Source organism: Enterobacter sp. RHBSTW-00975, from assembly GCF_013615235.1.
Lineage (GTDB): Bacteria > Pseudomonadota > Gammaproteobacteria > Enterobacterales > Enterobacteriaceae > Enterobacter > Enterobacter ludwigii.
On sequence record NZ_CP055883.1, the window covers coordinates 368,263 to 393,949 of the forward strand.

The 25,687-nt window shown below is 53.3% G+C and carries 21 protein-coding genes, 2 tRNA genes and 3 rRNA genes; 13 read left to right on the plus strand and 13 right to left on the minus strand.

Annotation, left to right across the window (positions count from 1 at the left end; all coding sequences use genetic code 11):
- Positions 1-10: 10 nt before the first annotated feature.
- Entirely contained in the window at positions 11-1,003 is a 993-nt protein-coding gene (gene kdgT / locus HV340_RS01750) for a 2-keto-3-deoxygluconate transporter (protein ID WP_181216262.1), read from the minus strand.
- Positions 1,004-1,653: 650 nt separating this feature from the next.
- On the opposite strand from kdgT, the gene proP reads away from it, so the two are divergent.
- Positions 1,654-3,156, plus strand: a complete 1,503-nt coding sequence (proP, locus tag HV340_RS01755; RefSeq protein ID WP_020882807.1) for a glycine betaine/L-proline transporter ProP — start codon at positions 1,654-1,656, stop codon at positions 3,154-3,156.
- 33 nt (positions 3,157-3,189) lie between these two features.
- Here proP and HV340_RS01760 read toward each other — a convergent pair whose 3' ends face one another.
- Complete coding sequence (locus HV340_RS01760; RefSeq protein ID WP_047355931.1) at positions 3,190-4,143, minus strand: nickel/cobalt transporter; 954 nt, start codon at positions 4,141-4,143, stop codon at positions 3,190-3,192.
- A 493-nt stretch (positions 4,144-4,636) separates the two neighbouring features.
- On the opposite strand from HV340_RS01760, the gene HV340_RS01765 reads away from it, so the two are divergent.
- The 4 genes from HV340_RS01765 to rrf all read left to right on the plus strand — a co-directional run bounded on the left by HV340_RS01765 (position 4,637) and on the right by rrf (position 9,615).
- Positions 4,637-6,176, plus strand: a 16S ribosomal RNA gene (locus HV340_RS01765).
- Positions 6,177-6,261: 85 nt separating this feature from the next.
- Positions 6,262-6,337 (plus strand) — tRNA-Glu (locus HV340_RS01770).
- A gap of 192 nt (positions 6,338-6,529) precedes the next feature.
- Positions 6,530-9,436 (plus strand): 23S ribosomal RNA (locus tag HV340_RS01775).
- Positions 9,437-9,499: 63 nt separating this feature from the next.
- Positions 9,500-9,615, plus strand: a 5S ribosomal RNA gene (gene rrf / locus HV340_RS01780).
- Together the 16S, 23S and 5S rRNA genes with 1 tRNA gene alongside form the textbook arrangement of a ribosomal RNA operon.
- Before the next feature lie 315 nt (positions 9,616-9,930).
- On the opposite strand, the gene HV340_RS01785 is transcribed toward rrf, so the two are convergent.
- The 6 genes from HV340_RS01785 to aspA all read right to left on the minus strand — a co-directional run bounded on the left by HV340_RS01785 (position 9,931) and on the right by aspA (position 15,728).
- Positions 9,931-10,006, minus strand: a tRNA-Phe gene (locus HV340_RS01785).
- 126 nt (positions 10,007-10,132) lie between these two features.
- Entirely contained in the window at positions 10,133-10,708 is a 576-nt protein-coding gene (locus HV340_RS01790; protein WP_020882970.1) for a transcriptional regulator, read from the minus strand.
- A 49-nt stretch (positions 10,709-10,757) separates the two neighbouring features.
- Positions 10,758-12,461, minus strand: a complete 1,704-nt coding sequence (locus HV340_RS01795; RefSeq protein ID WP_063925746.1) for a protein-disulfide reductase DsbD — start codon at positions 12,459-12,461, stop codon at positions 10,758-10,760.
- Entirely contained in the window at positions 12,437-12,760 is a 324-nt protein-coding gene (cutA, locus tag HV340_RS01800) for a divalent cation tolerance protein CutA (RefSeq protein WP_014168278.1), read from the minus strand. Before cutA ends, HV340_RS01795 begins: the two co-directional genes overlap by 25 nt.
- A gap of 113 nt (positions 12,761-12,873) precedes the next feature.
- The gene (locus HV340_RS01805) at positions 12,874-14,175 is read right to left on the minus strand and encodes an anaerobic C4-dicarboxylate transporter (protein ID WP_006178930.1); all 1,302 of its coding nucleotides are present in this window, start codon (positions 14,173-14,175) and stop codon (positions 12,874-12,876) included.
- A 116-nt stretch (positions 14,176-14,291) separates the two neighbouring features.
- On the minus strand, positions 14,292-15,728 hold the full coding sequence (gene aspA / locus HV340_RS01810) for an aspartate ammonia-lyase (protein ID WP_020882968.1): 1,437 nt from the start codon (positions 15,726-15,728) through the stop codon (positions 14,292-14,294).
- A 335-nt stretch (positions 15,729-16,063) separates the two neighbouring features.
- Here aspA and HV340_RS01815 point away from each other — a divergent pair, with 335 nt between their 5' ends.
- Positions 16,064-16,528: an FxsA family protein gene (locus HV340_RS01815; protein WP_020882967.1), complete on the plus strand. Its 465-nt coding sequence runs from the start codon at positions 16,064-16,066 to the stop codon at positions 16,526-16,528.
- A gap of 42 nt (positions 16,529-16,570) precedes the next feature.
- Here HV340_RS01815 and yjeH read toward each other — a convergent pair whose 3' ends face one another.
- Positions 16,571-17,809, minus strand: coding sequence for an L-methionine/branched-chain amino acid transporter (gene yjeH, locus HV340_RS01820; RefSeq protein ID WP_063925745.1), 1,239 nt, complete (start codon positions 17,807-17,809; stop codon positions 16,571-16,573).
- A 178-nt stretch (positions 17,810-17,987) separates the two neighbouring features.
- Between yjeH and HV340_RS01825 the strand changes: the two genes are divergently transcribed.
- The 3 genes from HV340_RS01825 (at position 17,988) to HV340_RS01835 (ending at position 20,448) form a co-directional block, all read left to right on the plus strand.
- The gene (locus HV340_RS01825; protein WP_003855929.1) at positions 17,988-18,281 is read left to right on the plus strand and encodes a co-chaperone GroES; all 294 of its coding nucleotides are present in this window, start codon (positions 17,988-17,990) and stop codon (positions 18,279-18,281) included.
- Positions 18,282-18,313: 32 nt separating this feature from the next.
- Complete coding sequence (groL, locus tag HV340_RS01830) at positions 18,314-19,957, plus strand: chaperonin GroEL (protein ID WP_014168284.1); 1,644 nt, start codon at positions 18,314-18,316, stop codon at positions 19,955-19,957.
- Between the two features lie 137 nt (positions 19,958-20,094).
- Positions 20,095-20,448 carry a DUF4156 domain-containing protein gene (locus HV340_RS01835; protein ID WP_020882965.1) on the plus strand — a complete coding sequence of 118 codons (354 nt, stop codon included), beginning with the start codon at positions 20,095-20,097 and terminating at the stop codon, positions 20,446-20,448.
- Positions 20,449-20,511: 63 nt separating this feature from the next.
- Here the strand turns inward: HV340_RS01835 and epmB are convergent, their stop codons facing one another.
- Positions 20,512-21,540 carry an EF-P beta-lysylation protein EpmB gene (gene epmB / locus HV340_RS01840; protein ID WP_063925744.1) on the minus strand — a complete coding sequence of 343 codons (1,029 nt, stop codon included), beginning with the start codon at positions 21,538-21,540 and terminating at the stop codon, positions 20,512-20,514.
- A gap of 40 nt (positions 21,541-21,580) precedes the next feature.
- On the opposite strand from epmB, the gene efp reads away from it, so the two are divergent.
- The 3 genes from efp to ecnB all read left to right on the plus strand — a co-directional run bounded on the left by efp (position 21,581) and on the right by ecnB (position 22,592).
- Positions 21,581-22,147: an elongation factor P gene (gene efp, locus HV340_RS01845; RefSeq protein ID WP_014882207.1), complete on the plus strand. Its 567-nt coding sequence runs from the start codon at positions 21,581-21,583 to the stop codon at positions 22,145-22,147.
- A gap of 58 nt (positions 22,148-22,205) precedes the next feature.
- A complete protein-coding gene (locus HV340_RS01850) occupies positions 22,206-22,337 on the plus strand; it encodes an entericidin A/B family lipoprotein (protein ID WP_025206267.1) in 132 nt (43 codons plus the stop codon).
- A gap of 108 nt (positions 22,338-22,445) precedes the next feature.
- Positions 22,446-22,592 (plus strand): lipoprotein toxin entericidin B, encoded by a 147-nt coding sequence (gene ecnB, locus HV340_RS01855; RefSeq protein WP_014168289.1) that lies wholly within the window; start codon positions 22,446-22,448, stop codon positions 22,590-22,592.
- A 38-nt stretch (positions 22,593-22,630) separates the two neighbouring features.
- Here ecnB and HV340_RS01860 read toward each other — a convergent pair whose 3' ends face one another.
- Positions 22,631-23,230, minus strand: coding sequence for a LuxR C-terminal-related transcriptional regulator (locus HV340_RS01860; protein WP_047743133.1), 600 nt, complete (start codon positions 23,228-23,230; stop codon positions 22,631-22,633).
- A 262-nt stretch (positions 23,231-23,492) separates the two neighbouring features.
- Between HV340_RS01860 and sugE the strand changes: the two genes are divergently transcribed.
- A complete protein-coding gene (sugE, locus tag HV340_RS01865) occupies positions 23,493-23,810 on the plus strand; it encodes a quaternary ammonium compound efflux SMR transporter SugE (protein WP_032681885.1) in 318 nt (105 codons plus the stop codon).
- Here sugE and HV340_RS01870 read toward each other — a convergent pair.
- On the minus strand, positions 23,807-24,337 hold the full coding sequence (locus tag HV340_RS01870) for a lipocalin family protein (protein ID WP_014168292.1): 531 nt from the start codon (positions 24,335-24,337) through the stop codon (positions 23,807-23,809). The two genes, sugE and HV340_RS01870, sit on opposite strands and share 4 nt — an antisense overlap.
- A 98-nt stretch (positions 24,338-24,435) precedes the next feature.
- On the minus strand, positions 24,436-25,581 hold the full coding sequence (locus tag HV340_RS01875; RefSeq protein WP_059306485.1) for a cephalosporin-hydrolyzing class C beta-lactamase ACT-131: 1,146 nt from the start codon (positions 25,579-25,581) through the stop codon (positions 24,436-24,438).
- Between the last annotated feature and the right edge of the window lie 106 nt (positions 25,582-25,687).

Below are 25,687 nucleotides of genomic sequence, written 5' to 3' on the forward strand. Positions count from 1 at the left end.
GGGGCACCGGTTAATGGTGTGTTTCAACAGGATTAGGCTCTGTCTGAACCTCAGCAACATGTCCGACGCGTTTTGCGTACAGAGCGGTGATGATGGGAACCAGAATCGCAGTTACAATCACGCTGGCTGCAACCAGTGCCGTCGCGGACGCGGCCACCGGTTCAAAAGCCGGGTTAATCTGCGCAATGATTACCGGGTTGGCCACGGCTGCACCTGCGGCTGAAGAGGCGGCGATCCCCGCCGTTCCGTTTCCTCCCCCAATGATCCGGTCGGCAATAATCAGCGGAATACCGGTGATGATGATAACCGCCACGCCCAGCACGATACCCAGCAGACCCGTATCGAGGATGACATTCAGGTTGATGGTGTTACCCAGCGCAAAACCGAAGAACGGGATCAGCACCGGCGTGGCTTTGCTGAAGAAATCACGCAGATCGTGATCCAGGTTACCCAGAGCAAAACCGATCAGGAAGGGCAGGATCGCGCCAATAAAGTGGTGGGGTTCAAAGGACGCCAGGCCAGCAGAGCCCAGAATCAGCATGGTCATCAGCGGGCCGGACTCCAGAGACATCAGGACAAATGCACCTGACTCTTCTTTGGTGCCGTACTGGTTCATCAGGCTGGCATACAAACCGCCGTTGGTCATATCCATCGCAGAGACAATTGCCAGAACCGATAATCCGGCGAAGAATCCGGTCTGAATTCCATTCTCCGGAATGAACATCGCACAGATCATTGCCACTACCCAGGCCACGGCAATTTTCGTAATCACCAGCGTGCCGGATTTCCGTAATACGGTGCCTGTTGCCCGTAAATTAATTGAGGCGCCGATACAAAAGAACCAGACGGCCAGAATGGGAACGGTGCCCGTAATCATCCCTTTTGTGAACCCGCCAAAATAAGCGCCGGTTTCAGGAGCCAGGGTATTCAGGATAGCGCCCAGTACAAGCGGAACCAGCATCATACCGCCCGGTATGCGTTCAATCGTGGCTTTAATCTTCATAGATAACCCTCAAATCGTATCCCGCATGGCGGGCGGCAAAAAACTAAAAAATAAATCAATAAATTCAATGAATTGAATGTATTTGGGTTCGATGGTGTCATTACCCATGCAATAAAACTAAAAAAGCGATCCTGGTAAACGCGGTGCCACAGCACCGGGAACGTGGTATTCGGAATTATCATGCGATCATTGGAATGATGATTCAATGAAAATAAAACAGTGTTTTAGTTATCTACATCACATATTGACGTAAACGTTTTAAACGCGCGTCGGAGGGTTAGAATTTATGTAAATCTGATGTGAAGTAATGGGGTTTCATTTTCCCTTGTCCGGGAAATAATGACGTGTGTGAGGATGTGTTTTTATGGCGATTGAGAACGTGCAGATTTGCGCTAATTGACAAAAACTGCAGCCAGCTGACGTAACATAAATATATGTGTGAAGTTGATCACAAATATAAACGCTGGTAGGGTAAAAAGGTCATTAACTGCCCAGGCAGGCGTCAACAGGTTCGGTTGTATCGACGTAAAACGTCAATGTAAGTAAACCTGCTACGCTTGAATAAGGCGATTCGCATGGAGCGGATCCCATGGTTCACAGATCGCATACGGGACTGTGAAACGGACAGGGCCGAGTCTACGAGGATAGCTATGCTCAGAAGGAAAAAAATCAAACCCATCACGCTTCGCGACGTCACCATTATTGATGATGCCAAACTGCGCAAAGCGATCACCGCCGCCTCGCTGGGTAATGCGATGGAATGGTTCGATTTTGGTGTTTACGGCTTTGTGGCCTATGCGTTAGGTAAAGTGTTCTTCCCCGGCGCCGACCCCAGTCTGCAGATGATTGCCGCGCTGGGTACGTTCTCCGTCCCCTTCCTGATTCGCCCGCTGGGTGGTCTGTTCTTCGGTATGCTTGGCGATAAATATGGTCGCCAGAAGATCCTTGCTATCACCATTGTCATTATGTCGATCAGTACGTTCTGTATCGGCCTGATACCGTCCTATGCCAGCATCGGCATTTGGGCTCCGATTCTGCTGCTGCTTTGTAAGATGGCCCAGGGCTTCTCCGTAGGCGGTGAGTATACGGGTGCCTCTATCTTTGTCGCAGAGTATTCCCCGGACCGTAAGCGCGGCTTTATGGGAAGCTGGCTGGACTTCGGCTCGATTGCCGGGTTTGTCCTGGGTGCGGGCGTAGTGGTGCTGATTTCTACCGTCGTCGGTGAAGAGAACTTCCTCTCCTGGGGCTGGCGTATTCCGTTCTTCCTGGCGCTGCCGTTAGGGATTATCGGTCTTTACCTGCGTCATGCTCTTGAAGAAACGCCGGCGTTCCAGCAGCACGTTGAGAAGCTGGAGCAGGGCGACCGAGAAGGGCTGCAGGATGGCCCGAAAGTCTCCTTTAAAGAGATTGCGACGAAGCACTGGCGCAGTCTGCTGACCTGTATTGGTCTGGTCATCTCCACGAACGTGACCTACTACATGCTGTTGACCTACATGCCGAGCTATCTGTCGCATAACCTGCACTATTCAGAAGACCACGGTGTGCTGATTATTATCGCCATCATGGTGGGTATGCTGTTTGTGCAGCCGATTATGGGGCTGTTGAGTGACCGCTTTGGCCGTCGACCGTTCATTATTCTGGGGAGTGTCGCGCTGTTTGCCCTGGCAATCCCGGCCTTTATTCTGATTAACAGTAATGTGCTGGGTCTGATTTTTGCCGGTCTGCTGATGCTGGCGGTGATCCTTAACTGCTTTATCGGGGTGATGGCGTCGACGCTGCCTGCGATGTTCCCGACACACATTCGGTACAGTGCGCTGGCGGCTGCCTTTAACATCTCGGTGCTGATTGCCGGTCTGACCCCGACGCTTGCCGCCTCGCTGGTGGAAAGTACGCAGAACCTGATGATGCCGGCTTATTACCTGATGGTTATCGCGGTGATTGGTTTGATTACCGGTATTACCATGAAGGAGACGGCGAATCGTCCTCTTAAAGGGGCCACGCCTGCGGCGTCTGATATCCAGGAAGCGAAAGAGATCCTGCGCGAACACTACGATAATGTAGAGCAGAAGATTGAAGACATTGATGCAGAGATTGAAGAGCTGCAGCAAAAACGCTCCCGCCTGGTGGACCAGCATCCACGAATCAACGAGTAATAAAAAAACCCGCCGCTGGCGGGTTTTCTTTTATTAGCAGCCTGCGGCGATGTAATCGCCATTGGCGCTGATGGGGAGTACCGTCAGGAACAGCACGGTTGCGAACAGGATCAGGACTATCCCGCCGGCTATTTTAAAGACCGGAACCAGCCAGCTGAGTGAAGCCCCGCCGCCAAACCAGGCCACCGTCCGCTCTCGGGCATAACGTACCGCCAGGGACAGGCCCATAATCGACAACGCCGTTCCCAGCGACATGGTCATGACCGCGGCCATCCCCCAGGTAACAATACCCAGCGCATTTGAAAACATCAGGATCATGATCGCCCCGCTGCACGGGCGCGCACCAATCGCCAGTATGACGCCCAACCGGGTTTTCCAGTCGCCTTGCGCCAGATCTGCACCTACACCGTGATGACCACAACCACAGTGTTCATTATGTTGATGAAGGGGCGTGATGGCTGAGATAACCATCCGGCGAGGTCGCAGGCTTTTCAGCGCCTGGTAAATGACAAATACACCAAATGCACCGATGAGCACCGCGCTGATCTTCTCGACGTACCAGCGGCTGGTACTGATATCCCCCGATGCGAGGTTAAACCCTACCGCCAGAATAAAGACAAAGAGAATGGCGCTGACGCCCTGCATCAGGCTGCCAAGAAAAGGAACGACCCGGGCGGCCCGTTCGCTTTCTTTATTTGTCGTGAGGTAGGTCGTCACAATGAATTTCCCATGCCCCGGCCCGATGGCGTGCAACACGCCATAGAAGAAGGCGCCGGTTAATAGCCATAACCCGCCGCTGTACTGGTGGTTGTTAAGCTGGAGCAGGTACATCACCAGATAACGGTGCAGGGTAATTTGCGTGGCAAGGCACCACTGAAGAAAGGTGTTCCAGTGCGTATGCAGGGTAAACCCGGCTAAGAGGATCGCCAGCAACATGATGCCTGCTGTAGGAAGGCGCCAGTCACGCGTCAGTTGTTGTGTGGTCATGGGGTGGCCTGGTGGGGGAATATTTGTCGCTAGTATAGTTGATCTTGCCTGTTAATCCGTAGGATCGCACAGAGATCCCGCCTCAATTGTGGATAAGTCTGTGCGTAAAAGGGTATAAAGCGGGGTTTTGCTGGGGAATACAGCAGTCAGTCATCTTTTTGCAACTTTTAGGTTGCGGCCTGCTGAGAACTCCCTATAATGCGCCTCCATCGACACGGCGGATGTGAATCACTTCACAGATAACCCGGTCGGTTGAAGAGAAAAAATCCTGAATTTCAGGGTTGACTCTGAAAGAGGAAAGCGTAATATACGCCACCTCGCGACGGTGAGCTGTAAGCCGCGTCGCAACTGCTCTTTAACAATTTATCAGACAATCTGTGTGGGCACTCAAAGTGACATGGATTCTTAATGTCTTCGGACAAAAAATGAATACCAAGTCTCTGAGTGAACATACGTAATTCATTACGAAGTTTAATTCACGAGCATCAAACTTAAATTGAAGAGTTTGATCATGGCTCAGATTGAACGCTGGCGGCAGGCCTAACACATGCAAGTCGAACGGTAGCACAGAGAGCTTGCTCTCGGGTGACGAGTGGCGGACGGGTGAGTAATGTCTGGGAAACTGCCTGATGGAGGGGGATAACTACTGGAAACGGTAGCTAATACCGCATAACGTCGCAAGACCAAAGAGGGGGACCTTCGGGCCTCTTGCCATCAGATGTGCCCAGATGGGATTAGCTAGTAGGTGGGGTAACGGCTCACCTAGGCGACGATCCCTAGCTGGTCTGAGAGGATGACCAGCCACACTGGAACTGAGACACGGTCCAGACTCCTACGGGAGGCAGCAGTGGGGAATATTGCACAATGGGCGCAAGCCTGATGCAGCCATGCCGCGTGTATGAAGAAGGCCTTCGGGTTGTAAAGTACTTTCAGCGGGGAGGAAGGTGTTGCGGTTAATAACCGCAGCAATTGACGTTACCCGCAGAAGAAGCACCGGCTAACTCCGTGCCAGCAGCCGCGGTAATACGGAGGGTGCAAGCGTTAATCGGAATTACTGGGCGTAAAGCGCACGCAGGCGGTCTGTCAAGTCGGATGTGAAATCCCCGGGCTCAACCTGGGAACTGCATTCGAAACTGGCAGGCTAGAGTCTTGTAGAGGGGGGTAGAATTCCAGGTGTAGCGGTGAAATGCGTAGAGATCTGGAGGAATACCGGTGGCGAAGGCGGCCCCCTGGACAAAGACTGACGCTCAGGTGCGAAAGCGTGGGGAGCAAACAGGATTAGATACCCTGGTAGTCCACGCCGTAAACGATGTCGACTTGGAGGTTGTGCCCTTGAGGCGTGGCTTCCGGAGCTAACGCGTTAAGTCGACCGCCTGGGGAGTACGGCCGCAAGGTTAAAACTCAAATGAATTGACGGGGGCCCGCACAAGCGGTGGAGCATGTGGTTTAATTCGATGCAACGCGAAGAACCTTACCTACTCTTGACATCCAGAGAACTTTCCAGAGATGGATTGGTGCCTTCGGGAACTCTGAGACAGGTGCTGCATGGCTGTCGTCAGCTCGTGTTGTGAAATGTTGGGTTAAGTCCCGCAACGAGCGCAACCCTTATCCTTTGTTGCCAGCGGTCCGGCCGGGAACTCAAAGGAGACTGCCAGTGATAAACTGGAGGAAGGTGGGGATGACGTCAAGTCATCATGGCCCTTACGAGTAGGGCTACACACGTGCTACAATGGCGCATACAAAGAGAAGCGAACTCGCGAGAGCAAGCGGACCTCATAAAGTGCGTCGTAGTCCGGATTGGAGTCTGCAACTCGACTCCATGAAGTCGGAATCGCTAGTAATCGTAGATCAGAATGCTACGGTGAATACGTTCCCGGGCCTTGTACACACCGCCCGTCACACCATGGGAGTGGGTTGCAAAAGAAGTAGGTAGCTTAACCTTCGGGAGGGCGCTTACCACTTTGTGATTCATGACTGGGGTGAAGTCGTAACAAGGTAACCGTAGGGGAACCTGCGGTTGGATCACCTCCTTACCTTAAAGAACCTGCCTTTGTAGTGCTCACACAGATTGTCTGATGAAAAGTAAATAGCAAGGCGTCTTGCGATTGAGACTTCAGTGTCCCCTTCGTCTAGAGGCCCAGGACACCGCCCTTTCACGGCGGTAACAGGGGTTCGAATCCCCTAGGGGACGCCACTTGCTGGTTCGTGAGTGAAAGTCACCTGCCGACATATCTCAAAACTCATCTTCGGGTGACGTTTGAGATATTTGCTCTTTAAAAATCTGGATCAAGCTGAAAATTGAAACGACACACAGTTAATGTGTGTTCGAGTCTCTCAAATTTTCGCAAGCCGGTGATGAATCGAAAGAAACATCTTCGGGTTGTGAGGTTAAGCGACTAAGCGTACACGGTGGATGCCCTGGCAGTCAGAGGCGATGAAGGACGTGCTAATCTGCGAAAAGCGCCGGCGAGGTGATATGAACCTTTGACCCGGCGATGTCCGAATGGGGAAACCCAGTGTGTTCCGACACACTATCGTTAACTGAATACATAGGTTAACGAGGCGAACCGGGGGAACTGAAACATCTAAGTACCCCGAGGAAAAGAAATCAACCGAGATTCCCCCAGTAGCGGCGAGCGAACGGGGAGCAGCCCAGAGTCTGAATCAGCTTGTGTGTTAGTGGAAGCGTCTGGAAAGTCGCACGGTACAGGGTGACAGTCCCGTACACGAAAGCACACAGGTTGTGAACTCGAAGAGTAGGGCGGGACACGTGGTATCCTGTCTGAATATGGGGGGACCATCCTCCAAGGCTAAATACTCCTGACTGACCGATAGTGAACCAGTACCGTGAGGGAAAGGCGAAAAGAACCCCGGCGAGGGGAGTGAAAAAGAACCTGAAACCGTGTACGTACAAGCAGTGGGAGCCTCTTTTATGGGGTGACTGCGTACCTTTTGTATAATGGGTCAGCGACTTATATTCTGTAGCAAGGTTAACCGTATAGGGGAGCCGAAGGGAAACCGAGTCTTAACTGGGCGTTAAGTTGCAGGGTATAGACCCGAAACCCGGTGATCTAGCCATGGGCAGGTTGAAGGTTGGGTAACACTAACTGGAGGACCGAACCGACTAATGTTGAAAAATTAGCGGATGACTTGTGGCTGGGGGTGAAAGGCCAATCAAACCGGGAGATAGCTGGTTCTCCCCGAAAGCTATTTAGGTAGCGCCTCGTGAACTCATCTTCGGGGGTAGAGCACTGTTTCGGCTAGGGGGCCATCCCGGCTTACCAACCCGATGCAAACTACGAATACCGAAGAATGTTATCACGGGAGACACACGGCGGGTGCTAACGTCCGTCGTGAAGAGGGAAACAACCCAGACCGCCAGCTAAGGTCCCAAAGTCATGGTTAAGTGGGAAACGATGTGGGAAGGCACAGACAGCCAGGATGTTGGCTTAGAAGCAGCCATCATTTAAAGAAAGCGTAATAGCTCACTGGTCGAGTCGGCCTGCGCGGAAGATGTAACGGGGCTAAACCATGCACCGAAGCTGCGGCAGCGACGCTTATGCGTTGTTGGGTAGGGGAGCGTTCTGTAAGCCGTTGAAGGTGTCCTGTGAGGGGTGCTGGAGGTATCAGAAGTGCGAATGCTGACATAAGTAACGATAAAGCGGGTGAAAAGCCCGCTCGCCGGAAGACCAAGGGTTCCTGTCCAACGTTAATCGGGGCAGGGTGAGTCGACCCCTAAGGCGAGGCCGAAAGGCGTAGTCGATGGGAAACAGGTTAATATTCCTGTACTTGGTGTTACTGCGAAGGGGGGACGGAGAAGGCTATGTTAGCCGGGCGACGGTTGTCCCGGTTTAAGCATGTAGGCGGAACGATTAGGTAAATCCGGTCGTTTATTAACGCTGAGGTGTGATGACGAGGCACTACGGTGCTGAAGTAACAAATGCCCTGCTTCCAGGAAAAGCCTCTAAGCATCAGGTAACACGAAATCGTACCCCAAACCGACACAGGTGGTCAGGTAGAGAATACCAAGGCGCTTGAGAGAACTCGGGTGAAGGAACTAGGCAAAATGGTGCCGTAACTTCGGGAGAAGGCACGCTGATATGTAGGTGAAGCCCCTGCGGGTGGAGCTGAAATCAGTCGAAGATACCAGCTGGCTGCAACTGTTTATTAAAAACACAGCACTGTGCAAACACGAAAGTGGACGTATACGGTGTGACGCCTGCCCGGTGCCGGAAGGTTAATTGATGGGGTTAGCGGTAACGCGAAGCTCTTGATCGAAGCCCCGGTAAACGGCGGCCGTAACTATAACGGTCCTAAGGTAGCGAAATTCCTTGTCGGGTAAGTTCCGACCTGCACGAATGGCGTAATGATGGCCAGGCTGTCTCCACCCGAGACTCAGTGAAATTGAACTCGCTGTGAAGATGCAGTGTACCCGCGGCAAGACGGAAAGACCCCGTGAACCTTTACTATAGCTTGACACTGAACACTGGTCCTTGATGTGTAGGATAGGTGGGAGGCTTTGAAGCGTGGACGCCAGTCTGCGTGGAGCCAACCTTGAAATACCACCCTTTAATGGCTGGTGTTCTAACGTAGACCCGTAATCCGGGTTGCGGACAGTGTCTGGTGGGTAGTTTGACTGGGGCGGTCTCCTCCCAAAGAGTAACGGAGGAGCACGAAGGTTAGCTAATCCTGGTCGGACATCAGGAGGTTAGTGCAATGGCATAAGCTAGCTTGACTGCGAGAGTGACGGCTCGAGCAGGTGCGAAAGCAGGTCATAGTGATCCGGTGGTTCTGAATGGAAGGGCCATCGCTCAACGGATAAAAGGTACTCCGGGGATAACAGGCTGATACCGCCCAAGAGTTCATATCGACGGCGGTGTTTGGCACCTCGATGTCGGCTCATCACATCCTGGGGCTGAAGTAGGTCCCAAGGGTATGGCTGTTCGCCATTTAAAGTGGTACGCGAGCTGGGTTTAGAACGTCGTGAGACAGTTCGGTCCCTATCTGCCGTGGGCGCTGGAGAATTGAGGGGGGCTGCTCCTAGTACGAGAGGACCGGAGTGGACGCATCACTGGTGTTCGGGTTGTCATGCCAATGGCACTGCCCGGTAGCTAAATGCGGAAGAGATAAGTGCTGAAAGCATCTAAGCACGAAACTTGCCCCGAGATGAGTTCTCCCTGAGACTTTAAGTCTCCTGAAGGAACGTTGAAGACTACGACGTTGATAGGTCGGGTGTGTAAGCGCAGCGATGCGTTGAGCTAACCGATACTAATGAACCGTGAGGCTTAACCTTACAACGCCGAAGATGTTTTGGCGGTGAGAGACGATTTTCAGCTGATACAGATAACAGAATTTGCCTGGCGGCTTTAGCGCGGTGGTCCCACCTGACCCCATGCCGAACTCAGAAGTGAAACGCCGTAGCGCCGATGGTAGTGTGGGGTCTCCCCATGCGAGAGTAGGGAACTGCCAGGCATCAATTAAAAGAACCCCGCACCGTATGGTGCGGGGTTTTTTGCTTTGGGGCGCGAAATACACATCTGAATACCCCAAAGAGTGCCGCCAGACAAGGCGAAGCCACGATATGGTAACCCCAAACCTCATCATCTCCCTTCAGGATCCCCCAAACACTTCAGATCAGTACGGAATTTAGCGTGCACAGGACCACTTTAAGCGCCATGAAATACTGCAGGAACAGGTTTACGAGGATGTGACCAGAGAGTGGTTACAGGAGAGTTTATCAGACGCAGAAAAGCAAAAACCCAGCCATAGGCTGGGTTCTTTAAATAGTGGTGCCCGGACTCGGAATCGAACCAAGGACACGGGGATTTTCAATCCCCTGCTCTACCGACTGAGCTATCCGGGCAACGGAGCGCATTAAACCGCAATCGCGCCTGATCGTCAACACTATTTCGGGAAAAGCCGTTCAACTGCTTAACTTTGCGTCAATCTGACGGTTTACGCGCCGAACAGGTCAAATTCTTCAGACAGATTACGTCAGCGCACCACCCATACGACACTGCGCAAAACGCAGGATATCTTCGGCCAGACGGTGTGCTGTATCCACATCGGCCTGGCTACGGTTTACCAGCATGCGGCTCAGGCAACCTTCCAGTACCAGCTCCATCTGCTTAGCGACCATCGCTGGGTCATCCACTTCGAGCGTGGTCAGCAGTTCATGCGTGAAATCATGCGCCGCCCGCTTTTGCTGATCCGCCAGTTGATGGATAGGATGACCGGGGTCAGGGTAGAAGGTGCAGGCGGCAATAAACAGGCAACCCGGATAACGGTTGTTGCTTACGCATTCGCTCAGGGCGGTATAACGCGCCAGCAACTTTTGCTCCGCAGTCAGTTCTTCATTTAACATCAGCTGCCTGCGCCAGACATCAACCTGCTGGCTGAGATAACGCAGGGCATCGTAAAGCAGCGCCTCTTTATCCGGCCAGAAGCGCATGAGTTCATCCAGAGGATAATCAATACGGTCGGCTACCATCTCAAGCGTGGTGCTGGCGATCCCTTGAATCTCAAGTAATTGCAGGGCTTGTCCCAGTACGTCTTCGCGTTGCACGGTTATCTCCTCCGTTATTCCCAACGGTTTGTCCCGTTTCAAGTGTTGTTTACGGTTGGCGATTGCGCAAATGCGCGCTGAATGCCGTCGCGTCCATAAACCCGGTTACACGCTGTGCGGGCTGCTCCTGGCCCTGTTCATTGAAGAACAGAATGGTTGGCAGACCCAGCACGTTAAGTTGCTTCAGCAGTGCCTTATCCGCTGTACTGTTGGCGGTGACGTTCGCCTGGAGCAGAACCGTCTCTTTCAGTGCACTTTGCACCTGCGGATCGCTAAACGTGTACTTTTCGAATTCTTTACAGGCGACACACCAGTCAGCATACAGATCCAGCATGACCGGTTTGCCTTTCGCCTGTGCCAGCGCGCTGTTGAGTTCATCCACGTTCTTTATCTGGATGAAGTTCAAATGCGCCTGCGTTTGTCCCGCGGGTGTGCCAAATGCCCAGTCCTGCAGTGGCCGTACGCTCACCAGCGCGGCGGCGAGCAGGAGGATTTGCACCAGACGCATCCACGGCTTTTTCGCTGCCAGGCTTGTGATAAACGCCCAACAGAAGAAGGCAACGCCGAGCATTGCCCACAGGCGCATCCCCCAGACGTCGCCGATAATACGCTCGAGCAAGAACACCGGCAGCGCCAGAATGACAAAACCAAACGCGGTTTTCACCGTCTCCATCCACGGGCCGCTCTTGGGCAGCAGACGGTTGCCAAATACCGTTACCAGAATCAATGGCAGACCCATTCCCAGCGCGTAGAGATACAACGTACCACCGCCGAGCCACAGGTTACCGCTCTGGGCAATATACAGCAGTATCGCGCTCAGTGGCGCGGTAGTGCACGGTGAGCAAATCAACCCGGCGATGGCACCCATCACGAACACGCCGCCCGGGGAACCACCCTGCTGACGGTTACTCATCAGCGTTAAGCGAGTCTGCAACGCGGACGGCAGCTGTAAGCTGAACAAACCAAACATCGACAGCGCCAGCACAATAAATACGATCGACAGGCCAGCCAGCACATAAGGGTGCTGAAGTGCAGCCTGGAACTGCAGTCCGGCAGCAGCAACCACGAGGCCAAGTGCGGTGTAGGTTAACGCCATACCCTGCACGTAGATAAAGGCCAGCAGCAGGGCGCGTGCGGTTGAAAGACGTTGCTTGCCGCCGAGGACAATCCCGGAGATAAGCGGATACATGGGCAGCACGCACGGCGTGAAGGCGATGCCGATACCAATCAGTAAAGCCCACAAGGCGGAGAAGGGCAGCGCTGTGTGACCGTCGTCCTTCATTCCGGCGCTCTCATCTGCGGGAGGCGCAGGCATACTGTCGGCCGCTTTAACTTCGCTCAGCGGAATGACTTTGGTTTCCGGCGGATAGCAGAAGCCCGCGTCGGCACAGCCCTGATACGTGACGGTCACGGTGGCGCCTTTATCGACCTGATTGACCGCCACGGGCACGCTTAACCGCTGGCGATAGATTTCACTTTTACCGAAAAACTCGTCTTCATGCCACTCGCCCGCAGGCATCTGAAGTGGGCCTACCTTTGCCTGAGCAGGCGTGATGCTGACCTGCTTGCGATAGAGGTAATACCCCTCTTTTATCTGCCAGGTAAGATTCAGGTCATGCTGGTCTTGTTGAAAATCGAAAACAAATGCCTGGTCGGCAGAAATAACGTTCGAACGGCCGGGAGCGTCAAATAACCCGGCAAAAACTGATGTGCTGCACAGCAGCAGGATCAGCGTAAGGAAGCGTTGAGCCATGAGAGATAATCGTTGTCGCCGTGGACCACTGGCAATACCAGCAGTTCGGGGGTTTGATAAGGATGATGAGATTTGAGGCAGTCCAGGAGTGCCTGCTGGTTCGCCAGATTGGTTTTGAGCAACATCTGGACTTCGTACTCCTGCTCCAGTTTACCTTCCCAGTAGTAAAGGGAGGTGGCGCCAGGAAGGAGCGTCACGCAGGCTGCCAGTTTTTCGGCCAGCACTTTGGCGGCGAGATCCTGGGCAGAGGCTTCATCAGGGGCGGTACAAAGGACAACAACAGCATCAGGCGTGTTCACAAGTCGACCTCCTCATCACGAAAGTCTTCACTATATCACGCAAGGCTATTGGTCATTAATGAAACGGGCCGCAGAGCGGCCCGTTTTTAACTATTTTTACAACCCATCATTGTTTACAGCACGATGCCGCCAATGATAAAGCCGAGGATCACGCACAGCGAGATAGCCACCACGCCCGGGATCAGGAACGCATGGTTAAACACGTACTTACCGATGCGAGTCGAGCCAGTGTCATCCATCTCAACCGCCGCCAGCAGGGTTGGGTAGGTGGGTAAAACGAACAGTGCAGAAACGGCAGCAAACGAGGCAATAGCCGTCAGCGGGGTAACACCCAGCATCAGCGCCGCAGGCATCAGGGCTTTGGTGGTGGCCGCCTGAGAGTAAAGCAGGGTTGCGGCAAAGAACAACACCACAGCCAGGAGCCACGGATAGTTGTGCAGCAGGTCGCCCGCAACGGTCTGGATATCGCTGATGTGAGCTTTCACGAAGGTATCACCAAGCCAGGCCACACCCAGTACACACACACAGGCGCTCATACCGGATTTAAAGGTGCTGGCGTTGAGCACTTCGCTGGTGTCGATTTTACAGGTGATGCTGATCAGCGTAGCGATAGTCAGCATAAATACCACAATCGCTTCGTTACGCGGCAGGACCGGGTTCTGGATCAGACCCACGGTGTCACTGATGGCGGTTGCGTAGAACATGACCGCAACGATACCGATCAGGAACAGCAAGACGGAGCGTTTTGCATGCGGCTTCAGTTCGAAGACCTGGCTACCACGCAGTTTCACTTCACCTTTTGCCAGACGCTCCTGATAAACCGGATCGTCTTTCAGTTCGGCGCCGAGGAAGTTACACAGCACGGCGGTGATCATCACTGCAATCAGCGTCACCGGAATACAGATGGCCAGCAGCGTCAGGTAACTCACGCCCATAGGCTCAAGGATACCGGCGAAGAAGACCACCGCAGCGGAGATAGGTGATGCGGTAATCGCAATCTGGGACGCGACCACGGCAATCGAGAGTGGACGAGACGGACGGATGCCCTGCTCTTTCGCCACTTCGGTAATGACCGGCAGCGTGGAGAAGGCGGTGTGGCCAGTACCGGCGAGAATGGTCATAAACCACGTCACCAGCGGGGCAAGGAAGGTAATGTATTTTGGATGGCGGCGTAACATACGCTCCGCCAGGCTCACCAGGTAGTCCATACCGCCTGCCACCTGCATGGCTGCGATAGCGGCAATAACCGCCATGATGATTTCGATAACGTCAAAAGGGATTGCGCCGGGTTTAATCTGAAAGATAAGGGTAAGTACGAGCACCCCGAGACCGCCGGCAAAACCAATGCCGATACCCCCGAGTCTTGCTCCCAAATAAATCGCCAACAGGACGATGACGAGTTCTGCTCCAAACATAAGGACCTGCCTTGCTTATTAACAAGTTGATATTGAATTGTTGTATTTTGGTAACGCCTATAAAGAAAAAAGGCACGTCACAAGTGACGTGCCTTAAGGAAGCCTAGCCTGAACTGCTACTGTTCGCTTTCATCGGTATATCGTTTCGCTTTGTATGCCGGGTGCATCAGGTTCTGGGCCGAGAAGATATCGTCCAGCTCGGCTTCGGTCAACAGTCCACGCTCCAGAACGACTTCACGCACGCTCTTACCTGTTTCGGCGCAAATCTTACCGACGATGTCGCCGTTATGGTGGCCGATGAACGGGTTGAGGTAGGTGACGATGCCGATGGAGTTGTAGACATACCCTTCACAAACTTCTTTGTTTGCGGTGATGCCGTTAACGCATTTCTCCAGCAGGTTGTAGCAGGCGTTGGTCAGAATGTGGATGGATTCAAACATTGCCTGGCCGATGACCGGCTCCATGACGTTCAGCTGCAGCTGACCGGCTTCAGAGGCCATGGTCACGGTTGTATCGTTACCGATGACTTTAAAGCAGACCTGGTTCACCACTTCTGGCACTACCGGGTTCACTTTCGCCGGCATGATGGACGAACCGGCCTGCAGCTCTGGCAGGTTGATTTCATTCAGGCCAGCGCGTGGGCCGGAAGAGAGCAGGCGCAGGTCATTACAGATTTTGGAGAGTTTCACCGCCAGACGTTTCAGGGCGCTGTGAACCATAACGTACGCGCCGCAGTCGGAGGTGGCTTCAATCAGATCTTCTGCAGGCACAACCGGCAGGTTAGAGACTTCAGCCAGCTTCTGTACCGCCAGCTGCTGGTAACCGTCCGGCGTATTCAGACGCGTGCCGATGGCGGTTGCGCCCAGGTTCACTTCCAGCAGCAGCTCGGAGGTGCGCAGCAGGTTTTTAGTTTCTTCGTTAAGCAGCACGTTAAACGCGTGGAATTCCTGACCGAGGGTCATCGGAACCGCGTCCTGCAACTGGGTACGACCCATTTTCAGGATGTCCTGGAACTCAACGGCTTTGCGCTGGAAGCCATCACCCAGCTGATTAATGGCGTCCACCAGTTTCACCACGGAGGCATACACCGCGATACGGAAGCCGGTTGGGTAGGCGTCGTTAGTGGACTGACATTTATTAACGTGGTCGTTCGGATTCAGATACTGGTATTCACCTTTCTGATGACCCATCAGCTCCAGGCCGATGTTTGCCAGTACTTCGTTGGTGTTCATGTTGACGGAGGTGCCCGCGCCGCCCTGATAGACATCGACCGGGAACTGATCCATGCATTTGCCGTTGTTCAGCACTTCATCGCAGGCAGCGATAATCGCATTTGCCGCGCTTTTTGGAATGGTTTGCAGCTCTTTATTGGCCAGTGCTGCGGCTTTTTTCACCATCACCATGCCACGTACAAATTCAGGGATGTCGCTGATTTTGTTGTTGCTGATGTAGAAGTTTTCAATCGCTCTCAGAGTGTGAACACCATAGTAGGCATCCGCTGGAACTTCCCTGGTACCCAACAAGTCTTCTTCGATACGAATGTTGTTTAACATGTGAACCTTCTTTTCAAGCTGCCGATGGATTGTACTAAACACACAGTATTTATGTGGTTTTGAATATTTTCTGACCGACGATTATTCCCTCAATCAGCCAGATGTTCGAGATCATATGCTGATGATAGCGAATTGCCGTAATCTGGATCACTTATTATCGACCCGATTCCATGATAATTATTAATCTGTGAAATGAGTCACCGCTTTAAAATTTCCAGAAAAAATATCCGTGCAAACCGATTGAATTTTGGCTAACCGTCACCATTTCTTACAGACGCGTTTCGCGAACACATTCAGACAGGGGCCTGAGGGCACCTGCCACACAGGAGATGCCAGTGCGCTGGGTACCATTTATTGCTTTCTTTCTCTATGTTTACATCGAGATTTCAATTTTTATCCAGGTCGCCCATGTACTGGGTGTCTTGTTAACGCTGATTCTGGTGATTTTCACTTCGGTGATCGGCATGTCGCTGGTGCGTAATCAGGGTTTCAAAAATTTCCTGATAATGCAGCAGAAGATGGCCGCAGGCGAAAGCCCGGCCGCAGAGATGATCAAAAGCGTCTCGCTGATTATTGCTGGCCTGCTGCTGATCCTGCCGGGGTTCTTCACTGACTTCCTCGGCCTGCTGCTGCTTCTGCCACCGGTGCAAAAACACCTGACCATGAAGCTACTGCCGCATCTGCGTTTTAGCCGTATGCCGGGTGGTGGATTCAGCACAGGACCGGGTGATACTTTCGAAGGGGAGTATCAGCGTAAAGATGAACAGCGCGACCGTTTAGACCATAAAGACGATCGGTAAAAGAGGCCAGGCCCGGTAAGCGAATCGCTACCGGGCTTTGTTTTACAGGGTGCCGCGTTTCGGTAAAAACAGCCACAGCCCCGCCAGCATGCTAATCGCATACAGGCTTTTCCACCCCACCATCGCCATCAACAGCAGGCAAAGCACGCCACCAACCACTGCCAGCGCTTTATAGCGACCTTTCAGCAGACGACAACCCGCCAGCATGCACAGCAGGTAGATCATGATGAAAATCCCGTTGGCGTACACGATCAGGGCATCAAGATTGATATTCAGCCCGTAAATACATAGCGAACTCAAGACGCAGCAGCCCAGCACGGTATTAAGCGCATTCAACGGCAGCTGACGTTTAGACAGGCGCGCAAGGCGGCTCTCTGGTCTATCAAGCGCCTGCGACCATACCAGACGCGCAAAGCTCTGGATGTAGATATTGAGGCTGGCAAAACAGGCCAGATAGCCAATAACACAGGCGACCCACAGCGCTTTCAGACCAAACAGTTGCACCACAATGCCCGGCAGCGAGGCAGCGGCCGCTTTATCCGCGGCGAACGCGTTGAAATGCAGTACCAGCACGGTACAGGCCCAGTAAACGGTACCTGCTAACAGCAGGCCAATCATCAGGGCGCGCGGGAAATCCCGTTCCGGTTGTTTAAACTCAGAGGCCAGATGGGCGAACGCCTCCAGCCCGACAAAACACCAGAACATCACCGACAGCGCAGCGAACAGCTGCGAATGGTTGACCTCACTTACCGCGGGGAAGGGGATCTCCTTCAGCGTAATATCCCCTTTCCACCAGATGGCGACAATGAGGGCCACAATCAGTATTGCAACGACGGTTTGCAGGTTGGCACTCGAGCTGGCACCCCGTGAGCCGACCCACCAGACGATGGCCAGCGTACCCAGCTCGGCCAGCAGCAGTTGCTCGTTATGCCAGCCAAACAGCGCCTGGCCAAAACCGGTCGCGATATGCAACGCTGCCGGTAGACCGACGGGAATAACAGAAAGAAACAGCCAGCCGGTGACCCGCTCCAGTCGCGGACCAAACGCCATACCGACAAAGTGCGCTACGCCGCCCGAGCTGGGGAAATGCCGTCCGAGGATGGCAAACACGACCGCGACCGGAAACACCAGCACAATCAGCACCGGCCACGCCCACAGGCTATTATTGCCGGCCACCAGAGCTGCCAGCGCGGGTACCGCAAACACACCCGTACCTAACAAGGAGGTCGACAGCAGACCCACGCCCTGCGCCAGTCCCAACTCCTGTTTTAGTCCACTCATTGACATCGCCCTGCCACGATCAAAAGAGAGGCGATGGTAACACTTTCGCAAATTTTTTTTCGTCTGCCCCTTGAAGGGGGAAAAAGCTATCCCCATCTCTCAGGGCACTAGTCGGAAAACCGCGTGCGGACCGGCGTCATCCATAACTGATAATGACTTTCTCAAAGGAGAGCTATCAATGAGTATTCGTCCGTTACATGATCGTGTGATCGTCAAACGTAAAGAAGTTGAAACCAAGTCTGCTGGCGGCATCGTTCTGACTGGTTCTGCAGCAGCAAAATCAACGCGTGGCGAAATCATCGCTGTCGGTAAGGGCCGCATTCTGGAAAACGGAACTGTGCAGCCACTGGACGTTAAAGTTGGTGACATCGTAATTTTCAACGATGGCTACGGCGTGAAATCCGAGAAGATCGACAATGAAGAAGTGTTGATCATGTCCGAAAGCGACATTCTGGCAATTGTTGAAGCGTAATTTTACGCACGAGAATTTGAGGAAATAAGAACATGGCAGCTAAAGACGTAAAATTCGGTAACGACGCTCGTGTAAAAATGCTCCGCGGCGTAAACGTACTGGCAGATGCAGTTAAAGTGACCCTGGGCCCGAAAGGCCGTAACGTAGTGCTGGATAAATCCTTCGGCGCGCCAACCATCACTAAAGACGGTGTTTCTGTAGCACGTGAAATCGAGCTGGAAGACAAGTTCGAAAACATGGGCGCGCAGATGGTGAAAGAAGTTGCCTCTAAAGCGAACGACGCTGCAGGCGACGGTACCACCACCGCAACCGTACTGGCACAGGCTATCATCACCGAAGGTCTGAAAGCCGTTGCTGCGGGTATGAACCCAATGGATCTGAAGCGCGGTATCGACAAAGCGGTTACTGCGGCGGTTGAAGAGCTGAAAGCGCTGTCCGTTCCATGCTCCGACTCTAAAGCGATTGCTCAGGTTGGTACTATCTCCGCTAACTCCGACGAAACCGTAGGTAAACTGATCGCGGAAGCGATGGACAAAGTCGGTAAAGAAGGCGTGATCACCGTTGAAGACGGTACCGGTCTGGAAGACGAACTGGACGTGGTTGAAGGTATGCAGTTCGACCGCGGTTACCTGTCCCCATACTTCATCAACAAGCCAGAAACGGGCGCTGTTGAGCTGGAAAGCCCATTCATCCTGCTGGCTGACAAGAAAATCTCCAACATCCGTGAAATGCTGCCAGTGCTGGAAGCCGTTGCGAAAGCAGGCAAGCCGCTGGTTATCATTGCTGAAGACGTTGAAGGTGAAGCACTGGCGACCCTGGTGGTTAACACCATGCGTGGCATCGTGAAAGTGGCTGCGGTTAAAGCACCTGGCTTCGGCGACCGCCGTAAAGCGATGCTGCAGGATATCGCTACCCTGACTGGCGGTACCGTAATCTCTGAAGAGATCGGTATGGAGCTGGAAAAAGCGACCCTGGAAGACCTGGGCCAGGCTAAACGCGTTGTGATCAACAAAGACACCACCACCATCATCGATGGCGTGGGTGAAGAAGCGGCTATTCAGGGCCGTGTTGCTCAGATCCGTAAGCAGATTGAAGAAGCAACCTCTGATTACGACCGTGAAAAACTGCAGGAGCGCGTAGCGAAACTGGCAGGCGGCGTGGCAGTAATCAAAGTGGGCGCGGCAACTGAAGTTGAAATGAAAGAGAAGAAAGCACGCGTTGACGATGCTCTGCACGCGACCCGTGCAGCAGTAGAAGAAGGCGTGGTAGCTGGTGGTGGTGTCGCGCTGGTGCGTGTTGCCGCTAAACTGGCTGGCCTGACTGCTCAGAACGAAGATCAGAACGTGGGTATCAAAGTTGCGCTGCGCGCAATGGAAGCTCCACTGCGTCAGATCGTTTCCAACGCCGGTGAAGAGCCATCCGTGGTTGCGAACATGGTGAAAGCGGGCGAAGGTAACTACGGTTACAACGCTGCAACTGAAGAATACGGCAACATGATCGACTTCGGTATCCTGGATCCAACCAAAGTGACCCGTTCTGCACTGCAGTACGCGGCCTCCGTAGCGGGTCTGATGATCACTACCGAGTGCATGGTGACCGACATGCCTAAAGGCGACGCACCTGACTTAGGTGCTGCGGGTATGGGCGGCATGGGTGGTATGGGCGGCATGATGTAATCGTGCGCTTTACCGCTTAGAATGAGAAAAACCCCCGGGCAGAAATGCTCGGGGGTTTTTCTTTTGGTCATCTTTTTAGTATAAGGTTTACACACGGACAACATCTGCTGTCCAGCTTATTGAAAACGAGGAATAACATGCGCGTAAAAGTCTGTGCAGGGATCGTAGGAGCAGCATTGCTGCTGGCGGGTTGTAGCTCCAGCAATGAGCTGTCTGCTGCAGGTCAGGGCGTTCGCTTTGTTGAAGATAAGCCGGGTAACGAGTGCCAGTTTTTAGGCACGGCAACCGGTGAGCAAAGCAACTGGATGTCGGGTCAGCACGGTGAAGAAGGTGGATCTATGCGCGGTGCCGCTAACGCGCTGCGTAACCAGGCTGCAGAGATGGGTGGCAACGTGATTTACGGTGTGAGCAGCCCGTCGCAAGGGATGTTGTCCAGCTTCGTGCCAACGGCCAGCCAGATGAATGGCCAGGTCTATAAGTGCCCTAACTGATCTACATTGCTGATGGCGCTGCGCCCAACCCCACCGGGCGGATAAGCGTAGCGCCACCTGCCGTTATTGTTGCCGCAGTTGCAAATCCAGCGGCGTCTTACTCGGCTCACCGCCAATCTCTCGCGCCAGCTTCGGCACCATATAGCCTGAAACCAGCGTTAACAGTTCGCGCATAATCTGCCGGGCCTCTTCATCCGTGACCATGAAATGCGCCGCGCCTTGCACACGATCCAGTACGTGCAGGTAGTAGGGCATCACGCCCGCATCGAATAACGCATTACTGAGCTTCGCCAGAACCCGGGCATTATCATTCACACCGCGCAGCAACACGCTCTGGTTCAACAGCGTCACACCCGCTTTACGCAGACGCGCCATCGCCGCACGGAATGCCTCATCGATTTCATTCGCATGGTTGATATGGTTCACCAGCAGAACCTGTAAACGAGACTGCTCAAGGCGAGCGACCAGACCGTCCGTGATGCGTGCCGGAATAACAATCGGTAAACGGCTGTGGATGCGCAAACGCTTGATGTGTGGAATGGCTTCAAGCTGGGTCAACAGCCAGTCCAGTTCATGATCTTTTGCCATCAGCGGATCGCCACCCGAAAAAATGATCTCATCCAGTTCCGGATGGGCGGCGATATAGTCCAGGGCGACCTGCCAGTTGCGTTTATTGCCCTGATTTTCGGCATACGGGAAGTGGCGACGGAAACAATAACGGCAGTTTACCGCGCAGCCGCCTTTCACCAGCAGAAGAGCACGGTTGAGATATTTGTGCAGTAAACCCGGTACCACACTGTTCTGCTCTTCCAGAGGATCGGTGCTGTATCCTGGCGCTGATATAAACTCTTCCTGCGCAGTAAGCGTTTGTTTTAATAATGGATCGTCAGGGTTTCCTTTCTCCATACGGGCAACAAACGCGCGGGGAACCCGCAGGGCAAAAAGTCGCTTAGCCTCGCGGCCTGCAAGCAACTCTGGGTGCTGATCGAGGTCTAACAGACGCAGCAATTCATCAGGACTGGTGATTACATCGGCAAGTTGCGATAACCAATCTTCTCTGGACGGGGTGTTTAGGGTTACAATATGCGCCATTTTGTGGCTTAGCTACCAGTTAACAAATTTAGAGGGCCTTATGGCAACGTACTATAGCAACGATTTTCGTGCTGGTCTTAAAATCATGATGGACGGCGAACCGTACGCGGTTGAAGCCAGCGAATTCGTTAAACCAGGTAAAGGCCAGGCATTCGCGCGCGTTAAGCTGCGTCGCCTGCTGACCGGTACCCGTGTTGAGAAAACCTTCAAGTCTACTGACTCCGCTGAAGGCGCTGATGTTGTCGATATGAACCTGACTTACCTGTACAACGACGGTGAGTTCTGGCACTTCATGAACAACGAAACGTTCGAGCAGCTGTCTGCGGATGCTAAAGCGATTGGCGATAGCGAAAAATGGCTGCTGGACCAGGCTGAGTGCATCGTGACCCTGTGGAACGGCCAGCCTATCGCTGTTACCCCACCAAACTTCGTAGAGCTGGAAATCGTTGAAACCGACCCAGGTCTGAAAGGTGATACCGCAGGTACTGGCGGCAAGCCAGCTACCCTGTCCACCGGTGCAGTGGTTAAAGTTCCACTGTTCGTACAGACTGGTGAAGTGATCAAAGTAGATACCCGCTCCGGCGAATACGTATCTCGCGTGAAGTAATTTACGTCAAGACTGAAGGCGCAGCGCCCGCTGCGCCTGTTTTTTGCAGGCAGGGATGATGAACCGTACCGTTAAAATTCTGCTTCTGTTAGCGCTGTCCAGCGCGTTGCTTTCCGGCTGTAACACCACGCGTGGAATGGGGGAAGATATCCAGGATCTCGGCCATATCATTTCTCACGCGGCCAGCTAACCCCGTCTAATTTTCCTAAAAATGCGTCCTTTTCCGTCAAACGACGGGATATTGTCTATTCTTAAATTGCTATACACAAAACAACTTTGGCTATAAAAGGACGATATTATGGTTAAGAAGACAATTGCAGCGATCTTTTCAGTCCTGGTACTTTCTTCAGTATTAACAGCCTGTAATACCACGCGTGGCGTTGGTCAGGATATTTCTGAAGGTGGTAGCGCAATCTCTGGTGCGGCAAGTAAAGCACAGCAGTAATTGAATAAACGGTACGGAACCAGACGGGTTTCGTACCGTCAGCTTTCTGATTCCTGCAGGGATAAAAACGGTGAATAACGCGTATCCATATGCAATTTCATGCGGATATTCCGTTTATAGGTATAGACCGTTTTACCGTTAATACTCAGGTGAGCCGCAATTTTCTGATTGCTGGCACCCTCCATCCACAACGTCAGCACTTTCTCCTCCTGGCGCGTCAGCAAAGGCGCGGTTACCTTTGGCTTTTCACTGTTCGCGTGCGAAATGAGTGCGTCGTGGATAACTGTCCCCAGTTGTTCAAGACGGGCATTTTTCAACAGCGATGACCAGACCGGGAATTGCTTCAGCCAGGTGGTCATTTCACTATCCTCACCCGATTGCAGCAAAATAAAGGGCACTCTTTCGCTGGCGTTCAGCAAAGATGAGAGGGACTGAAAGGGATGGACATCCTGTCTGAACCCATGCAGGTCAGCAATAACCAGCGTCGGTTTCCATTGCAGAATGTGCTCTCTGGCGAGGAAAAGATTATTCAGGCCGGTCACAACGACGTTTTCCGGAAATAAACCGGAATGATTGAGCCATGCTTCAAACCCGGTGCGGGTGAAGTGACAACGGTCAATCAAAAGAATTTTGAACATATTATATTCGCAGTCGGCTAGTGGTTTGGCTTCCTGCCATCAGAAAGCACATCATCATAGAGAAGTCGGATGAGTGATAAATGCCTGAACTGCGCGGCATACTGCGGCTATTTCTTGCCTTAACATGTTCAGCACAAAAGGATTGAAAAAAAATCGCACGCTAACCAAAATATGAGGCGTAATCTTTGCCTTGCGGGACGACCCGTAAGCGCTTCCTTCATCGGGGACGGCCCCAACTTGCATTTAAGTTAAGGAGCCTGAAATGTCCTGGATCATTCTTGTTATTGCTGGCCTGCTCGAAGTGGTATGGGCGATAGGTCTGAAGTACACCCACGGTTTTACCCGCCTGACACCCAGCGTCATTACCCTTACCGCGATGATTGTGAGTATCGTTTTGCTCTCGTGGGCGATGCGTTCTTTACCGGTGGGGACAGCGTATGCCGTCTGGACGGGAATTGGCGCCGTGGGGGCGGCCATCACGGGGATCCTGCTGTTGGGTGAGTCAGCGAGTCTGGCGCGTATCGCCAGCCTCGCCCTGATTGTGGCCGGTATTATTGGGTTGAAGCTCAGCACCCATTAATGGGGTTGTTCTACCCAGATGAGTTTCGACACATCAAACCCTTGCCGGGTCGCGACGTCCAGCATCTGCTGTTTCATCTCAGGTGAAAGGGTTGGGGTGCGAGAGAGGATCCACAGATAGTTGCGATCCGGCCCGCAGACCAGCGCGTGACGGTACTCTCTGTCGAGCGCGATCACGTTATATCCGCCATAGAACGGGCCGAAGAAGGAGACTTTGAGCGCGGCCCGTCGCGGGTCGCCGGTAAAGTACGCTTGTCCAATCGACTGCTGCCACATTTCCCGGTCCGGATTATAACCCCGGTTGATAACCTGAATACCGCCGTCATCCATCGGGCTGTAATTTGCCGTGACCTTCTCTAAACCCCGTTCAAAACGGTGGTCAAGGCGCGCGATTTCATACCATGTTCCAAGAAAACGTTGTGCGTCGAAATTGCTGACAACGGTAACGCCGGGAGGGGGAGTCGGGGAGCTGCAGGCAACCACTAAAAACGCGGCTGTCACTGCGGCGATAACAGGCAAAATGCGCATAGGAGTTTCCTTACTGTTTTTTGTTAAGTGTAGATGACAGCAAGGAAAATGCGGGAATTTTGCAGGCCGGGTGGGCATCAGCATCACCCGGCAAGATTTTACTGTAGAGCGCTCAGAATACGGTATGCCGCTTCCACGCGCGCCGGGTTCGGGTAGCTCTTGTTCGCCAGCATAACAATGCCGAGTTCCTTCTCAGGGATAAATGCCACGTAGCTGCCAAATCCGCCCGTCGAGCCTGTTTTATGTACCCATGACGCTTTTACCGGTGGAGCAGGAGGGTTCACTTCTGCCACGGGCAACGGTGCAAGCGCTACTTTGTTGTCGCTGCCCTCCACCACGGTTTTGGCTTCTACCGGCCAGTTGAGCATCTCCCAGCCCAGGCCCTGGTACATCGAGCCTGTGCGCCAGTAGCGAGACTGTGCAAGCACCATGCCCTGCTTCAGTGAGGCATCCTGTACGCCATCGGGGGCCATGTTAGCCACCACCCAGCTCGCCATATCCTTCACGTTGGTTTTCACGCCATACGCTTCGGCGTCGAGCATGCCGGGCGAAACGTGAACCGCTTTACCGTCACGATAACCCCAGGCGTAATGCGGTTCTTCTGACTTCGGAACGTTAATCCACGTATGGTTCAGGTTAAGCGGCTTCAGGACCCGCTCCGTCATCGCCTGCTCAAAGCGCATGCCAGAAGGTTTCACCGCCAGAGCCCCAAACAGACCGATGCTGGCATTTGCATAAAGACGCGTGGTGCCTGGCGCCCACTGTGGTTGCCAGGACTGGTAAAAACGCAGCAGCGAGGCATTATCGGTAACCTCATCGGGCACCTGTAACGGCAGGCCACCGGCAGTATAGGTTGCCAGGTCCAGCATGCGAACGCCCTGCCACTGTTTGCCGGTCAGCTCAGGCCAGTATTTGGTCACCGGATCGCCCAGCGAAATTTCACCGCGAGCAATAGCATCGCCACCCAGAACGCCGGTGAAGGTTTTGCTGATTGAGCCCAGCTCAAACAGCGTTTGTGCAGTGACGGGTGTGTTCGCGGCGACATCGGCCTTGCCGAAGGTGAAGTAGTGCGGCTGGCCCTGATAGATCACGGCGACCGCCATACCCGGAATAGACTGCGCTTTCATCAGGGGCGTAACGGTACGTTCCACGACCTTCGCCAGCTGTGTTTCTGACAGAGGTGCGGCTAATGCAGCGCAGGAGGTGCTGAGCAGCAGGGCGCAGCACAGGGATTTTTTCATCATCAGTTATCTTCCGTAATAGCGAGTCAAGGGAGTGTCCGGGCCCGTCAGACATACCCAGTCTGTTGGATTTGACTGTGGCTGACAAACGGTTAAATTTAGCATTAGC

Excerpts from the sequence above, each read along its gene's own strand:
- kdgT (WP_181216262.1), bottom strand. The coding sequence starts at position 1,003 with ATGAAGATTAAAGCCACGATTGAACGCATACCGGGCGGTATGATGCTG.
- proP (WP_020882807.1), top strand. The coding sequence starts at position 1,654 with ATGCTCAGAAGGAAAAAAATCAAACCCATCACGCTTCGCGACGTCACC.
- HV340_RS01760 (WP_047355931.1), bottom strand. The coding sequence starts at position 4,143 with ATGACCACACAACAACTGACGCGTGACTGGCGCCTTCCTACAGCAGGC.
- HV340_RS01795 (WP_063925746.1), bottom strand. The coding sequence starts at position 12,461 with ATGGCTCAACGCTTCCTTACGCTGATCCTGCTGCTGTGCAGCACATCA.
- HV340_RS01805 (WP_006178930.1), bottom strand. The coding sequence starts at position 14,175 with ATGTTTGGAGCAGAACTCGTCATCGTCCTGTTGGCGATTTATTTGGGA.
- aspA (WP_020882968.1), bottom strand. The coding sequence starts at position 15,728 with ATGTTAAACAACATTCGTATCGAAGAAGACTTGTTGGGTACCAGGGAA.
- yjeH (WP_063925745.1), bottom strand. The coding sequence starts at position 17,809 with ATGAGTGGACTAAAACAGGAGTTGGGACTGGCGCAGGGCGTGGGTCTG.
- HV340_RS01825 (WP_003855929.1), top strand. The coding sequence starts at position 17,988 with ATGAGTATTCGTCCGTTACATGATCGTGTGATCGTCAAACGTAAAGAA.
- groL (WP_014168284.1), top strand. The coding sequence starts at position 18,314 with ATGGCAGCTAAAGACGTAAAATTCGGTAACGACGCTCGTGTAAAAATG.
- HV340_RS01835 (WP_020882965.1), top strand. The coding sequence starts at position 20,095 with ATGCGCGTAAAAGTCTGTGCAGGGATCGTAGGAGCAGCATTGCTGCTG.
- epmB (WP_063925744.1), bottom strand. The coding sequence starts at position 21,540 with ATGGCGCATATTGTAACCCTAAACACCCCGTCCAGAGAAGATTGGTTA.
- efp (WP_014882207.1), top strand. The coding sequence starts at position 21,581 with ATGGCAACGTACTATAGCAACGATTTTCGTGCTGGTCTTAAAATCATG.
- HV340_RS01850 (WP_025206267.1), top strand. The coding sequence starts at position 22,206 with ATGAACCGTACCGTTAAAATTCTGCTTCTGTTAGCGCTGTCCAGCGCG.
- ecnB (WP_014168289.1), top strand. The coding sequence starts at position 22,446 with ATGGTTAAGAAGACAATTGCAGCGATCTTTTCAGTCCTGGTACTTTCT.
- HV340_RS01860 (WP_047743133.1), bottom strand. The coding sequence starts at position 23,230 with ATGTTCAAAATTCTTTTGATTGACCGTTGTCACTTCACCCGCACCGGG.
- sugE (WP_032681885.1), top strand. The coding sequence starts at position 23,493 with ATGTCCTGGATCATTCTTGTTATTGCTGGCCTGCTCGAAGTGGTATGG.
- HV340_RS01870 (WP_014168292.1), bottom strand. The coding sequence starts at position 24,337 with ATGCGCATTTTGCCTGTTATCGCCGCAGTGACAGCCGCGTTTTTAGTG.
- HV340_RS01875 (WP_059306485.1), bottom strand. The coding sequence starts at position 25,581 with ATGATGAAAAAATCCCTGTGCTGCGCCCTGCTGCTCAGCACCTCCTGC.